The sequence below is a fragment of the Pseudomonas arvensis genome, assembly GCF_056688935.1.
In genome coordinates, this window is sequence record NZ_CP162038.1 from 622,480 (window position 1) to 636,424 (window position 13,945).

Here is a 13,945-nt window from a genome sequence, read left to right on the forward strand (position 1 = left end):
GCGTGGCGCGGTGCGATTTTTTGTCTGCAGATTGAAGGAGTGACCCATGGTTGCCGCATTGCTTGATCGTCTCGGGGTAAACCCGGCGCTGTACCAGGCGGGTAAACAGCCCGTGCATTCGCCGATTGATGGCAGCCGTATCGGCAGTGTGCACTGGGAAGGTGCCGCCGAGGTGGAGCAACAGGTCAGTCGCGCCGAGCATGCATTCGACGCCTGGCGCAAAGTGCCGGCGCCGCGTCGGGGTGAGCTGGTGCGTCAATTCGGCGACGTGCTGCGCGAATACAAGGCCGACCTGGGCGAGTTGGTGTCCTGGGAAGCGGGCAAGATCACTCAGGAAGGCCTGGGTGAAGTGCAGGAAATGATCGACATCTGCGACTTCGCCGTCGGCCTGTCGCGCCAGCTGTACGGCTTGACCATCGCCTCCGAACGCCCGGGCCACCACATGCGTGAAACCTGGCACCCGCTGGGCGTGGTCGGCGTGATCAGCGCTTTCAACTTCCCCGTTGCGGTGTGGGCGTGGAACACCACTCTGGCGTTGGTGTGCGGCAACGCCGTGATCTGGAAACCCTCGGAAAAGACCCCGCTCACCGCCCTGGCGTGCCAGGCGCTGTTCGAGCGCGTGCTGAAGAAATTCGACGGTGCCCCTGAGTATTTGAGCCAAGTGATCATCGGTGGCCGCGATGCCGGCGCCGCGCTGGTGGATGACCCGCGTGTCGCGCTGATCAGCGCCACCGGCAGCACGCGCATGGGGCGCGAAGTGGCGCCTAAAGTCGCCGCACGTTTTGCCCGCAGCATCCTCGAACTGGGCGGCAACAACGCCATGATCCTCGGCCCAAGCGCCGACCTGGACATGGCCGTGCGCGCCATTCTGTTCAGCGCCGTCGGCACCGCCGGCCAGCGTTGCACCACCCTGCGCCGCCTGATCGCCCATGAGTCGGTCAAGGCAGAGATCGTCACCCGCCTCAAGGCCGCGTATTCCAAAGTGCGCATCGGCCACCCGCTGGAAGGCAACCTGATCGGCCCGCTGATCGACAAACACGGCTTCGATAACATGCAGGACGCCCTGGAGCAGGCCTTGAGCGAAGGCGGCAAGGTGTTCGGCGGCAAGCGCCAGTTGGAAGATAAATTCCCCAACGCCTACTACGTGTCGCCAGCGATTGTGGAAATGCCCGAGCAAAGCGACGTGGTGTGCACCGAAACCTTCGCGCCGATCCTCTACGTGGTTGGCTACAGCGATTTCGCCGACGCCCTGCGCCTGAACAACGCCGTGCCCCAAGGCCTGTCGTCGTGCATCTTCACCACAGACGTGCGCGAGGCCGAGCAATTCATGTCGGCCGTGGGCAGTGACTGTGGCATCGCCAACGTCAACATTGGCCCGAGCGGCGCGGAGATTGGCGGCGCGTTTGGCGGCGAGAAAGAGACCGGTGGCGGGCGTGAGTCGGGTTCGGATGCGTGGCGTGGGTATATGCGTCGGCAGACCAATACGGTGAACTACTCGCTGGAATTGCCGCTGGCCCAGGGCATTACCTTCGACTAAACCACTGTCGAAACGCGGTTAAAAATGTGGGAGGGGGCTTGCCTCCGATTGCAGTGTGTCAGTCAACAGATGTACAGCTGATCCACTGCTATCGGGGGCAAGCCCCCTCCCACATGTGACCGCATTGCACATCAAGATTGTTGTTTGTTAGGTCTCACCGGAGTCTGGCAATGGCACTACGCGAAACATGTTTGTGGGAACACCTCACCCCCAGCCGGCCGGATCGCGCCGCGCTCAAGGGCGAGTTGAAAGTGGACGTGTGCGTGATCGGCGCCGGTATTACCGGACTTTCGGCCGCCATTCACCTGCTGGAGCAGGGCAAAAGCGTCGCCGTGCTGGAAGCCCATCGCACCGGCCACGGCGGTTCAGGTCGTAACGTCGGGTTGGTGAACGCCGGGTTGTGGATCCCGCCGGATGACATCGAGGCCGGTTTCGGCGAAGCGGTGGGCAGTCAGCTCAACCGCATGCTTGGCGCAGCACCTTCGCTGGTGTTCAGCCTGATCGACAAATACAACATCGATTGCCAACTGCGCCGCGAGGGCACCTTGCACATGGCGCACAACGCCCGTGGCGAGGCGGATTTGCGCAGTCGTGAAGACCAATGGAAGCGTCGCGGCGCGCCGGTCGAGCTGCTTACCGGCCAGGCCTGCGAGCACGCCACCGGCACCAAAAAGATTGCAGCCGCCTTGCTGGATCGGCGGGCGGGTACCTTGAACCCGATGGCCTACACCTCTGGGTTGGCCAATGCTGCGGTCGGGCTTGGTGGGCAACTGTTCGATCATTCGCCGGTCACCCGATTGGAACGCCAGGGTGCGCAGTGGTCGGTGCAGACCCAGCACGGTGCAGTGCAGGCAGCGCAGGTGGTGATTGCCTCCAATGCCTACACCGAAGGCGAATGGACCGAGCTGCGGCGTAACTTTTTCCCCGGTTATTACTACCAGGTCGCCTCGGCCCCGCTCACCGATGACGCCGCCCGGCAGATACTCCCCGGCGGCCAGGGTTCGTGGGACACGCGCCAGGTCTTGAGCAGCATCCGCCGCGATGCCGAGGGTCGTTTGTTGCTTGGCAGCCTGGGCAATGGCAACCAGAAACCGGCGTGGTTTCTCAAGGCGTGGGCCGATCGGGTGCAGCAGCACTACTTCCCCTACCTCAAATCGGTGCAGTGGGAGTTCACCTGGACCGGCTGCATCGCCTTCACTCCCGATCACCTGATGCGCTTGTTCGAACCGGCCCCTGGCCTGGTCGCCGTCACCGGTTATAACGGGCGTGGCGTGACCACCGGCAGTGTGGTCGGCAAGGCGTTCGCCGACTACTTGTGTCACCAGGATCCCCAGGCCCTGCCGATTCCCTTCGCGCCGATGCAGCCGCTGGCCGGCGTGGGCTTGCGCAGTTGCCTGTATGAGGCTGGGTTCTCGCTGTATCACGCCGGGCAATGCCTGAGGATCGTGATCTGATCAGCGAAATACCGCTCAGAAGCCTGCATTTTCTTAGCCGGCTACTAATCTGTATTGGTGCAGGTCGTAGCAGTTGCGCACTGTAAATGTGCAGTTCCGTTACGCATGCTGTTACAGGTGCAGGGGCTGCGGTTTATCCATCCGGTTGCAGGTGGCACCTGTCAGGGTTGTACTTTTTAAGGGGGTTGGTTGCACCTCTGTAGGCTAGACGGTTGCACGTGCTGGCGAGTCGAGTCGAAACGCCAGTAATAACAATGACACGGTGTCTTTTTGAAGAATAAAAACGTAATGGCACGGGGCTTGCTCTGAGCTTTCAGTGAAAAGTTTGAATGCAAGTTGTCGTGCCAAAAATCAAAAATATCGGAGCACCACTCATGTCCCAGACGTTTTACAAGAAAGGTTTTCTGGCCCTCGCCGTTGCAGCGGCGCTGGGTGTTTCTACGTTTGTTCAAGCTGATGTGAAGATTGGCGTAGCGGGGCCCATGACGGGCGCCAACGCCGCTTTCGGTGAGCAGTACATGAAGGGTGCCCAAGCGGCAGCCGATACGATCAACAAGGCTGGCGGCATCAACGGCGAGAAAATCGTGCTGGTTGCCGGTGACGATGCGTGTGAGCCAAAACAAGCCGTGGCCGTGGCCAACCGCCTGGCTGACCAGGACAAAGTGATCGGCGTGGTCGGGCACTTCTGCTCGTCCAACACCATCCCAGCCTCCGAGGTGTATGACGAAGCGGGCATCATCGCTATCACCCCAGGCTCCACCAACCCACAAGTTACCGAACGCGGCCTGGGCGCCATGTTCCGCATGTGCGGGCGTGACGACCAGCAGGGCATCGTCGCCGGCGACTACATCGTCGATGTGCTCAAGGGCAAGAAAGTCGCGGTCATCAATGACAAGGACACCTACGGCAAAGGCCTGGCCGACGCCACCGCTGCCCAGTTGACCAAGCGCGGCGTCAAGCCGGTGCTCGAAGAAGGCCTGACCCGTGGCGAGAAAGACTTCAGCGCCCTGGTGACCAAGATCCGTTCCACCGGCGCGGACGTCGTGTACTTCGGCGGCCTGCACCCGGAAGCCGGCCCGCTGGTTCGCCAGATCCGTGAAGCCGGCCTCAAGGACGTCAAGTTCATGTCCGATGACGGCATCGTGACTGACGAACTGGTGGCCACCGCTGGCGGCAAGCAGTACGTCGATGGCGTGTACATGACCTTCGGCGCCGACCCGCGCCTGCTGCCGGACAGCAAGGCTGTGGTGGAAGAGTTCCGCAAAAATGGCACCGAGCCCGAAGGCTACACCCTGTATGCCTACGCGTCGGTCCAGGCCCTGGCTGCCGGCTTCAATGGTGCCAAGTCCAACAAAGGCGAAGACGCCGCCAAATGGCTCAAGGCCAACCCGGTCCAGACCGTGATGGGCAAGAAGGAATGGGACGGTAAAGGCGACCTGAAAATCTCCGACTACGTGGTTTACCAGTGGGATAAAGAAGGCAAGTACCACCAGTTGGAAAAGCAGAAGTAATCCATGTGGGAGGGGGCTTGCCCCCGATAGCGGAGTGTCAGTCAACAGTTGTTCAGCTGACCCACCGCATCGGGGGCAAGCCCCCTCCCACAAGGGGACAGTGTTGTTATTGATGTCTGTCTTTTCCTCCAGAAGCGCCGCACACCCACCGGTGTGCAGGTGCTCACCGCGTGAGATTGCGTTATGGATGGTATTTTCCTGCAGCAACTGGTCAACGGCCTGACCCTCGGGTCGGTCTATGGCCTGATCGCCATCGGCTACACAATGGTCTATGGCATCATTGGCATGATCAACTTCGCCCACGGCGAGGTTTATATGATTTCCGCTTACCTCGCGGCGATCAGTCTGGCACTGCTGGCTTACTTCGGCATCGAATCCTTCCCGCTGCTCATTCTCGGCACTCTGATCTTCACCGTGGTCGTCACCGGCGTGTACGGTTGGGTCATCGAGCGTGTCGCCTATAAACCACTGCGTAACTCCACCCGACTGGCCCCGCTGATCAGCGCCATCGGGATCTCCCTGATCCTGCAGAACTACGCGCAGATCGCCCAGGGTGCGAAACAACAAGGCATTCCAACCCTGCTGGCTGGCGCCTGGCGCGTCGACATCGGCACCGGCTTCGTGCAACTCACGTACACCAAGGTATTCATCCTCGTGGCGGCCTTCGCCGGTATGGCGTTGCTCACCTACATCATCAAGTACACCAAGCTCGGTCGCATGTGCCGCGCAACCCAGCAAGACCGCAAGATGGCTTCGATCCTGGGCATCAACACCGACCGCGTGATCTCCTACGTGTTTGTCATCGGTGCCGCCATGGCCGCATTGGCCGGCGTGCTGATCACCCTCAATTACGGCACTTTCGACTTCTATGCCGGCTTCATCATCGGCATCAAGGCATTTACCGCAGCGGTACTCGGCGGCATCGGCTCCCTGCCTGGGGCGATGTTGGGCGGGATCATCCTGGGTATTTCCGAGTCGCTGTTCTCGGGGTTGATCAACTCTGACTACAAAGACGTATTCAGTTTCTCCCTGCTGGTGGTGATTCTGATTTTCCGTCCCCAGGGCCTGCTGGGTCGCCCGCTCGTGGCTAAGGTGTAAACATGTCTGCTGCCAAACCTATCGATATCAAGAAAAGTGTCGTCGATACGATCCTTGCCGGGCTGATTTCGCTGATCGTGTTCGGTCCGATCGTCGGCGTGGTCCTCGACGGCTACAGCTTCAACCTGGAACCCGCGCGCGTGGCCATCCTGGTCGCCATCGTGATGGTCGGGCGCTTTGCCCTCAGCCTGTTCCTGCAAACCCCCAAGGGCGTGAAGATTCTGCAGGGCTTCGAGAGCAGTGGTTCCGGCGTGCATGTGCTGCCACCGGACTACAAGTCGCGGCTGCGCTGGATCATCCCGGCATTGATCGTGATCGCCATCGTGTTCCCGATCTTCGCCAACAAGTACCTGCTGACCGTGGTGATCCTCGGCCTGATCTACGTGTTGCTCGGCCTGGGCCTGAACATCGTGGTCGGCCTGGCGGGCTTGCTCGACCTGGGTTACGTGGCGTTCTACGCCATCGGCGCCTACGGCCTGGCGCTGGGTTATCAGTATCTCGGCCTGGGTTTCTGGAGCGTGCTGCCCCTGGCGGCCATCGCGGCGGCGCTGGCGGGGTGCATACTCGGCTTCCCGGTATTGCGAATGCACGGTGACTACCTGGCCATCGTGACCTTGGGTTTCGGTGAGATCATCCGTCTGGTGCTCAATAACTGGCTGTCGTTCACCGGTGGCCCGAACGGCATGCCGGTGCCTTCACCGACGTTCCTCGGCCTGGAGTTCGGGCGCAAGGCGAAGGAGGGCGGGATTCCGTTCCACGAATTCTTCGGCCTCGATTACAACCCCAACATCAAGTTCATGTTCATCTACATCGTGCTGTTCCTGGTGGTGCTGGCTGTGCTGTACATCAAGCACCGCCTGACGCGCATGCCGGTCGGCCGCGCCTGGGAAGCCCTGCGTGAAGATGAAATCGCCTGCCGCTCCATGGGCCTGAACCACGTGCTGGTCAAGCTCTCGGCGTTCACCATCGGCGCTTCCACGGCGGGGTTGGCCGGGGTGTTCTTTGCCAGCTACCAGGGCTTCGTCAACCCGTCGTCGTTCACGTTCTTCGAGTCGGCGCTGATCCTGGCCATTGTGGTCCTGGGCGGCATGGGCTCGACGGTCGGCGTGGTGATCGCGGCGTTCGTGCTGACCGTGGCGCCGGAGTTGCTGCGCAGCTTCTCGGAGTACCGCGTACTGCTGTTTGGCGTGTTGATGGTGGTGATGATGATCTGGCGGCCACGCGGCTTGATCCGGATCAGCCGTACCGGTGTGACACCACGTAAAGGAGTGGCGCCATGAGCAAGGAAGTCGTCCTGTCCGTGGAACATTTGATGATGCACTTTGGTGGCATCAAGGCCTTGAGCGATGTGAGCCTCAAGGTCGAACGCAACTCGATCTTCGCCCTGATCGGCCCTAACGGCGCCGGCAAAACCACGGTGTTCAACTGCCTCACCGGGTTTTACAAAGCCAGCGGCGGCAAGATCGAACTCAACGTGCGCGGCAAGCAGACCAACGTGATCCAGTTGCTGGGCGAGCGCTTCAAGGCCGTCGACTTTGTGTCGCCGAAAAGCTTCCTCAGCCGCGTGTACTACAAGATGTTCGGCGGCACCCATCTGGTCAACCGTGCAGGTTTAGCGCGGACGTTCCAGAACATTCGCCTGTTCAAGGAAATGTCGGTGCTGGAAAACCTGCTGGTGGCCCAGCACATGTGGGTCAACCGCAACATGCTCGCAGGCATCCTCAACACCAAGGGCTACCGCAAGGCCGAAAGTGACGCGCTGGATTGCGCGTTCTACTGGCTGGAAGTCGTCGACCTGGTGGACTGCGCCAACCGCCTGGCCGGTGAGCTTTCCTACGGCCAGCAGCGCCGCCTGGAAATCGCCCGCGCCATGTGCACCCGGCCGCAGATCATCTGCCTGGACGAACCCGCCGCGGGCCTCAACCCCCAGGAAACCGAAGCCCTCAGCGCGATGATTCGCCTGCTGCGCGACGAACACGACCTCACGGTGGTGCTGATCGAACACGACATGGGCATGGTGATGAGTATTTCCGACCACATCGTGGTGCTGGACCACGGCAACGTAATCGCCGAGGGCGGGCCGGAAGCGATCCGCAACGACCCGAAAGTGATTGCCGCTTACCTGGGCGCCGACGAAGAGGAGCTGGTATGAGCGGGCCTATCCTCGAAATGAAAGACCTGGACGTGTTCTACGGCCCGATCCAGGCCCTGAAAAAAGTCTCGCTGCACATCAATGAAGGCGAAACCGTCAGCCTGATCGGCTCCAACGGCGCGGGCAAATCCACGCTGCTGATGTCGATTTTCGGCCAGCCTCGCGCCGAGTCGGGGCAGATTCTGTACAACGGCGTCGACATTACCCACAAGTCGTCCCACTACATCGCCTCCAATGGTATTGCGCAGTCGCCGGAAGGGCGGCGGGTGTTCCCTGACATGACCGTCGAGGAAAACCTGCTGATGGGCACCATCCCGATTGGCGACAAGTATGCCCAGGAAGACATGCAGCGCATGTTCGAGCTGTTTCCAAGGCTCAAGGAGCGGCGTACCCAGCGGGCCATGACCATGTCCGGCGGCGAGCAGCAAATGCTCGCCATCGCCCGTGCACTCATGAGCCGGCCCAAGCTGTTGCTGTTGGACGAGCCAAGCCTGGGCTTGGCGCCGATTGTGGTGAAGCAGATCTTCGCCACCCTGCGCGAACTGGCGGCCACCGGGATGACCATCTTCCTGGTGGAGCAGAACGCTAACCACGCACTGCGCTTGTCGGACCGGGCGTATGTGATGGTCAACGGCGAGATTCGCCTTACAGGCACGGGTAAGGAGCTGCTGGTGAACGAGGAAGTGCGCAACGCCTACCTCGGCGGGCACTGATCTAAATCACAACGCAGTACCTCTGTGGGAGGGGGCAAGCCCCTCCCACATTTGTTTTGTGGGTGTTCACAAGGCCGATCCCAAATTGTGGAAAACAAATCCAGCCCTCCTCCAAAGCGCGACATATAGCCGCCGCAAATCCCTGTTTTGTCACACTTTTGACTTGTCCCCATCCACTGTGGAACCGGCTGTGGGTAACGTGGGAGTAGCTGGCTGAACGCCTTTAAAACCGTGGCCTGCAGCGCGTCGGTTGTTTTTTGATCAGGCGCTTTTTGGCGACCGGCCAAGGGGTTTGTCAACCTGTTTAAAGACACAGGTATATGACCGAAATATGACCCTTCAGCCTGTGGATAAGTCTGTGATTAAACTCTGGAAAGACCTCCGCAGAGGCCGGAACGACTGGCCTGGAGCCATCGTCTGAATTTTCCCTGTGTCGATAGGCCTACATACGCCCTCGTCAAGGTCAAGCAAAAAACTTTCTAAAACCGCCTGAAAGCCTTGTACACAGCGGCTTGCGGTGTTTTGCACTTGCCCCCAAAGACTGTGGGCGCAGTTGTGGATAACCTGCGCGTATATGGCTACAGGCCACGGTTCATATAGCGTTGCTTGAAGTGATCAAAAAACGATCAGTTGTAGATTGGGCGGTGCGCTTAGCGGTTGCCGCGAAGGCGGTGTAAGGGCATTCTGCTGGCTGTTTTTTTTTTCCGATGCCCGCAAGGAGAACACCATGTCCGACACGCTGTTTATTACTGGCGCAACCTCAGGTTTTGGCGAAGCCTGCGCCCGTCGTTTTGCTGACGCCGGTTGGAAACTGGTGCTCACTGGCCGTCGTGCCGAACGTTTGAATGCCTTGGTTGAAGAGCTTTCCAAGCAGACTGAAGTGCACGGCCTGGTCGTGGACGTGCGTGACCGCAAAGGTATGGAAGACGCTATCGCCAGCCTGCCGCCGTCGTTCGCCACACTGCGTGGCCTGATCAACAACGCCGGCCTGGCCGTGGGCACTGATCCTGCGCCCAAGTGCAGCCTCGACGATTGGGAAACCATGGTCGACACCAACATCAAAGGGCTGCTGACCACGACCAATCTGCTGCTGCCGCGCTTGATCGCTCACGGGCGTGGCGCCGGGATCATCAACCTGGGGTCTATCGCCGGTAACTACCCTTACCCTGGCAGCCACGTATATGGCGGCTCCAAGGCGTTCGTGAAGCAGTTCTCGCTGAACCTGCGTTGCGACCTGCAAGGCACCGGCGTGCGCGTGACCAATATCGAGCCAGGCCTGTGTGAGAGCGAGTTCTCGCTGGTGCGTTTCGGTGGCGACCAGGCGCGTTACGACGCCACCTACGCTGGCGCTGAGCCGATCCAGCCGCAGGACATTGCCGACACGATCTTCTGGGTGATGAACACCCCGGCGCACGTCAACATCAACCGCTTGGAGCTGATGCCGGTGAGCCAGACCTGGGCTGGTTTTGCGATTGAGCGGGGCGGTAAGTAAGTAGGACTTTAAGTCGAGGCGAGGCTATCGGGGGCAAGTCGAATCGTCGCACCGCCGATGAGCATGGGCATCTACACAACTTCCGGAGGATGCTCAATCTATGGCAAATGGGCTGTTGTGGTGAGCGGGCTTGTCCCGCGCTGGGCTGCGCAGCAGCCCCAAAACCTTCACCTTGATTGGTTCTGGCACTCTGCGGTGACCTTATTGGGGCTGCTTCGCAGCCCAGCGCGGGCAAGCCCGCTCACCACAGGATTCTGTGTCAGCCTTTAAGAGTTGTGTAGATACTCATGCCCCGATGAGGCTCTGAAGGTCAGCGCAGATGCTGAATCAGGCCCTGATAGCAGGTCGCCAAGTGATAAGGCGTCGTCGACGGCATGTCCCGTCGGCTCACGGCACCGTTGGCATCCAGGCATTCATGCCAACCTCTGTCATGCAGGAAATGCTCTTGCAGCGCCAGCAACTGGCGCTGTAACACCGCCTCACTGCCCGGCCGCAAGGTCAGCGCCCGCAGGTATTCCGCCTGGGCCCAGATGCGCTGGGTGGCGTCACGCACACTCCCGTCCAGGCTAAGCATGCCGCTCACCGCGCCGCTTAACTTGTCCACACCCTTCTGCTCGGCGTAGGCAAATGCCCGGGTCAGTGAGGCATGCAACGGCGTGCCGCGTAAGACGGGGGACGATTCCAGCAAGAAGAACCACTCGAACTGATGCCCTGGCTCGAACCAGTTATCCACAGCGCCCAGCGGTTTTTCCATCATCACGCCATGCTGGCGGTCGATGAAGCGCTGTTGCATGGCCGTCGCCAAGGTCAGCAACGCCGCTTGTACCTCGGCGTCTTCGCGCACCGCGAGGGTGGCGAGAAAGCCTTCGGCCAGGTGCATCAACGGGTTTTGCAGCGGGCCGGACTTGAGGGACGACCAATTACGCTCAAGCACCGCCTCGTAAAGGCCATCGCCGGTGGCGAAACGCTCAGCGACCACTTCAAGGGCCGCGTTGAGTACCGATTCGACCAACGGTTCGCGCACTTTGGCCCAGTAGTGGGCGCAGGCGAAGATGATGAAGGCGTGGGTGTAGAGGTCTTTGCGCTTATCCAGCGGCTGCCCGGCCGGGTCGATGCTGTAGAACCAGCCGCCGTGCTCGGCGTCGTGGAAGTGCCGTTGCAGGGAACGGAACAGCGCAGCGGCACGCTCTTCGGCGAAGGCCGCGTCGGGTTCGCCGATCAGGTTGGCGAACAGGTATAACTGCCGCGCGCAGGCCATGGCGCGGTAGCGTTGCGGCGGCAAAGGCCGATGATCGGCATCCAGCGCCTCATAGGGCAGCGCCAACTCGGCATTCCAGCCCTGGCCCTGCCAGAGCGGCACGATCAGGGTGTGGAAATGGGTGAGTACGGAATTCAACTTAGGCTGGGAAGCGATGGGCATTGGCTGGCGTCGTCACGGCAGGGGTGTAGGCGCGCATGGTAGCAGGCTTGGGAACGGTGTTGTCTGTGCCACCGCTATCGGGGGCAAGCCCCCTCCCACATTTGTCCGCGATGAGGCCCTAAAGCGCGCTGCAGATCAGCCCGCCAGCAACCAAAACCCAGTCGCCGCCGATGCTGCTCCAGCAACCCGCACCAACGGCGCCGCCGCAGCCGGCAGAAAACGCACCACGGCATACCCGGCCGCGTGCAATGCAGCGGTCGCGCCGACGAACCCAGCGGCATACGCCCAAGGGTTGGACATCTCCGGCAGTTCCAGACCATGGGCGACCCCGTGGAACAGTGCAAACAACGCCGTAGCGCCCACCGCCATGAACAGCGGCGGACGCACCGCCAGCGCCACAGCCAGGCCCAGTGCCAGCACCGACGCGGCAATCCCGCTTTCCAGCGCCGGCAATGCCAGGCCCTCAAAACCCAACACGCCGCCAATCAGCATGGTGCCGACAAAGGTGCACGGCAGGGCCCAACGGGCGGCGCCTTTCTGCTGCGCTGCCCACAGGCCGACGGCAAGCATGGCCAGCAAGTGATCGATGCCGCCCAATGGGTGGCTGATACCGGCCACCAGGCCATTGTCGCCATGACCCGGATGCGCGAAGGCCAACGCCGGGGCGAGCAGCAGGGCGGCAGCGGCGAAGAGTTTGTTGAGGCTCATAGACAGGTTCCTTGTGGGTTGATCAGGCGGCGGTGGTCAGCAGGCCCTGGCGTTCGATAAAGGCGACAATCTCGTCCAGGCCGACGCCGGTTTTCTGGTTGCTGAACACAAAGGGTTTACCGTTGCGCATGCGCTGGGTGTCGCTGTTCATCAGCTCCAGCGACGCGCCGACCAGCGGCGCGAGGTCGATCTTGTTGATCACCAGCAGGTCGGATTTGCAGATGCCTGGGCCGCCTTTGCGCGGCAGTTTGTCGCCAGCCGACACATCGATCACATAGATCGTCAGGTCCGACAGTTCCGGGCTGAACGTGGCCGAGAGGTTGTCCCCACCGGACTCCACCAGAATCAGGTCCAGGCCGGGAAAGCGACGGTTGAGTTGGTCGACCGCTTCCAGGTTGATCGAGGCGTCTTCACGGATGGCCGTGTGCGGGCAGCCGCCGGTTTCTACGCCGATGATGCGCTCGGGCGCCAGGGCCTGGTTGCGCACCAGGAAGTCAGCGTCTTCGCGGGTATAGATGTCGTTGGTAACCACCGCCAGGTTGTAGCGGTCGCGCAGCGCGAGGCACAGGGCCAGGGTCAGGGCGGTTTTGCCGGAGCCGACCGGGCCGCCGATGCCGACGCGCAGGGGTTGTGTGTTCATGTGCTTCTCCAAATAAAGCGCTCCTAGGAACGGAACAGGCGGCTGTACTGGCGCTCATGGGCCATGCACGCCAGGGACAGGCCGAACGCGGCGCTGCCGAAATGATGGGGGTCGATGCGGGCGGCATCCTGCTGGGCCTGTTGCAGCAGCGGCAGCAGCTCACTGGTCAGGCGTTGGGCGGCTTGTTGGCCCAGGGGCAGGGTTTTCATCAGCACGGCCAGTTGATTTTCCAGCCAGCTCCACAGCCAGGCGGCGAGGGCGTCGTCGGGGCTGATGGCCCAGGCGCGTGCGGCCAGGGCCCAGCCCAGGGCCAGGTGGGGTTCGCTGCGTTGCTCAAGAAAGGTGCGGGCTGCGCTGTCCAGCTCCGGCAGACCGTTGAGCAATTGGTGCAAGGAGTAGCCCATCTGGCGGCTTTCTTGATACAGCTCGCGGGTCTCGCGGCTGGCCTGGTGCGCTTCGCACAGTTGCGAGAGTGTCGGCCAATCCTGCTCGGCTGCAGCGCGGCAATGGGCGAGCATCAGCGGCGCTTCGAAACGCGCCAGGTTCAGCAGCAACTGGTCGCTGATCCAGCGGCGAGCGCTGGCGGCGTCCTTCACGCGGCCATTCTCCACGGCCATCTCCAGGCCTTGGGAATAGCTGTAGCCGCCAATCGGCAATTGCGGACTGGCCAGACGCAGCAGCGCCCAGGCTGGGTTCATAAACGCACGCCGAACTGGTGCAGTTTGGGCGGATAGTTGAAATCTTCATCGCCATGGCGTGAATGATGGTGACCACCGCCATAGGCACCGTGCTCCGGCTGGAACGGCGCTTCGATCGTCTGCGTGGTGGCGCCCAGCTGTTCAAGCATGGCCTTGAGGACATAGTCATCAAGCAGGCGCAGCCAGCCATCACCAACCTGCAACGCCACGTGGCGGTTACCGAGGTGATAGGCGGCGCGGGTCAGTTCAAACGCGTTGGCGCAGGTGACGTGCAGCAGTTGTTCAGGCCGCGCGCAGACACGTACGACACGTCCATCTTCCGCCTGTAGGCATTCGCCATCGTGCAACGGTGGCTGGCCACGCTCCAGAAACAAGCCGACGTCTTCACCGTCGGCACTGAAACAGCGCAAGCGGCTCTTGCTGCGTGCTTCGAAGTTCAGCAGCAACTCAGCGGCCCAGAGGGCTTGGGGGGCGATTCGGCGGTGGATCACCAGCATCAGGAAGCTTCCAGCTATGAGCGAT

General features: G+C 61.4%; 13 protein-coding genes. 8 read left to right on the forward strand and 5 right to left on the reverse strand.

The window, feature by feature from the left end:
* Window positions 1–46 precede the first annotated feature (46 nt).
* The 8 genes from amaB (at window position 47) to AB3G88_RS02780 (ending at window position 9,957) form a co-directional block, all read left to right on the forward strand.
* Entirely contained in the window at window positions 47–1,537 is a 1,491-nt protein-coding gene (gene amaB / locus AB3G88_RS02745; RefSeq protein ID WP_191959633.1) for an L-piperidine-6-carboxylate dehydrogenase, read from the forward strand.
* 170 nt (window positions 1,538–1,707) lie between these two features.
* Window positions 1,708–2,991 carry an L-pipecolate oxidase gene (gene amaA, locus AB3G88_RS02750; RefSeq protein ID WP_480453110.1) on the forward strand — a complete coding sequence of 428 codons (1,284 nt, stop codon included), beginning with the start codon at window positions 1,708–1,710 and terminating at the stop codon, window positions 2,989–2,991.
* 374 nt (window positions 2,992–3,365) lie between these two features.
* Window positions 3,366–4,502 carry a branched-chain amino acid ABC transporter substrate-binding protein gene (locus AB3G88_RS02755; RefSeq protein WP_099583653.1) on the forward strand — a complete coding sequence of 379 codons (1,137 nt, stop codon included), beginning with the start codon at window positions 3,366–3,368 and terminating at the stop codon, window positions 4,500–4,502.
* A gap of 183 nt (window positions 4,503–4,685) precedes the next feature.
* The gene (locus AB3G88_RS02760; RefSeq protein WP_003188099.1) at window positions 4,686–5,600 is read left to right on the forward strand and encodes an ABC transporter permease subunit; all 915 of its coding nucleotides are present in this window, start codon (window positions 4,686–4,688) and stop codon (window positions 5,598–5,600) included.
* 2 nt (window positions 5,601–5,602) lie between these two features.
* Window positions 5,603–6,880, forward strand: a complete 1,278-nt coding sequence (gene livM, locus AB3G88_RS02765; RefSeq protein ID WP_099583652.1) for a high-affinity branched-chain amino acid ABC transporter permease LivM — start codon at window positions 5,603–5,605, stop codon at window positions 6,878–6,880.
* The gene (locus AB3G88_RS02770; RefSeq protein WP_099583651.1) at window positions 6,877–7,752 is read left to right on the forward strand and encodes an ABC transporter ATP-binding protein; all 876 of its coding nucleotides are present in this window, start codon (window positions 6,877–6,879) and stop codon (window positions 7,750–7,752) included. The genes livM and AB3G88_RS02770 overlap by 4 nt, the downstream gene beginning before the upstream one ends.
* Window positions 7,749–8,465 (forward strand): ABC transporter ATP-binding protein, encoded by a 717-nt coding sequence (locus tag AB3G88_RS02775; RefSeq protein WP_078740437.1) that lies wholly within the window; start codon window positions 7,749–7,751, stop codon window positions 8,463–8,465. Before AB3G88_RS02770 ends, AB3G88_RS02775 begins: the two co-directional genes overlap by 4 nt.
* Window positions 8,466–9,192: 727 nt before the next feature.
* Window positions 9,193–9,957, forward strand: coding sequence for an SDR family oxidoreductase (locus AB3G88_RS02780; protein WP_112193157.1), 765 nt, complete (start codon window positions 9,193–9,195; stop codon window positions 9,955–9,957).
* Window positions 9,958–10,267: 310 nt separating this feature from the next.
* On the opposite strand, the gene AB3G88_RS02785 is transcribed toward AB3G88_RS02780, so the two are convergent.
* The 5 genes from AB3G88_RS02785 to ureE form a co-directional block, all read right to left on the reverse strand.
* Window positions 10,268–11,377, reverse strand: coding sequence for an AGE family epimerase/isomerase (locus AB3G88_RS02785; RefSeq protein WP_480453113.1), 1,110 nt, complete (start codon window positions 11,375–11,377; stop codon window positions 10,268–10,270).
* 135 nt (window positions 11,378–11,512) lie between these two features.
* The gene (locus tag AB3G88_RS02790) at window positions 11,513–12,085 is read right to left on the reverse strand and encodes a HupE/UreJ family protein (protein WP_480453115.1); all 573 of its coding nucleotides are present in this window, start codon (window positions 12,083–12,085) and stop codon (window positions 11,513–11,515) included.
* Between the two features lie 22 nt (window positions 12,086–12,107).
* Complete coding sequence (gene ureG / locus AB3G88_RS02795) at window positions 12,108–12,725, reverse strand: urease accessory protein UreG (RefSeq protein WP_099583647.1); 618 nt, start codon at window positions 12,723–12,725, stop codon at window positions 12,108–12,110.
* A gap of 23 nt (window positions 12,726–12,748) precedes the next feature.
* Window positions 12,749–13,423: an urease accessory protein UreF gene (locus AB3G88_RS02800; RefSeq protein WP_480453118.1), complete on the reverse strand. Its 675-nt coding sequence runs from the start codon at window positions 13,421–13,423 to the stop codon at window positions 12,749–12,751.
* On the reverse strand, window positions 13,420–13,920 hold the full coding sequence (gene ureE / locus AB3G88_RS02805; protein ID WP_099583645.1) for an urease accessory protein UreE: 501 nt from the start codon (window positions 13,918–13,920) through the stop codon (window positions 13,420–13,422). The genes AB3G88_RS02800 and ureE overlap by 4 nt, the downstream gene beginning before the upstream one ends.
* Window positions 13,921–13,945 lie beyond the last annotated feature (25 nt).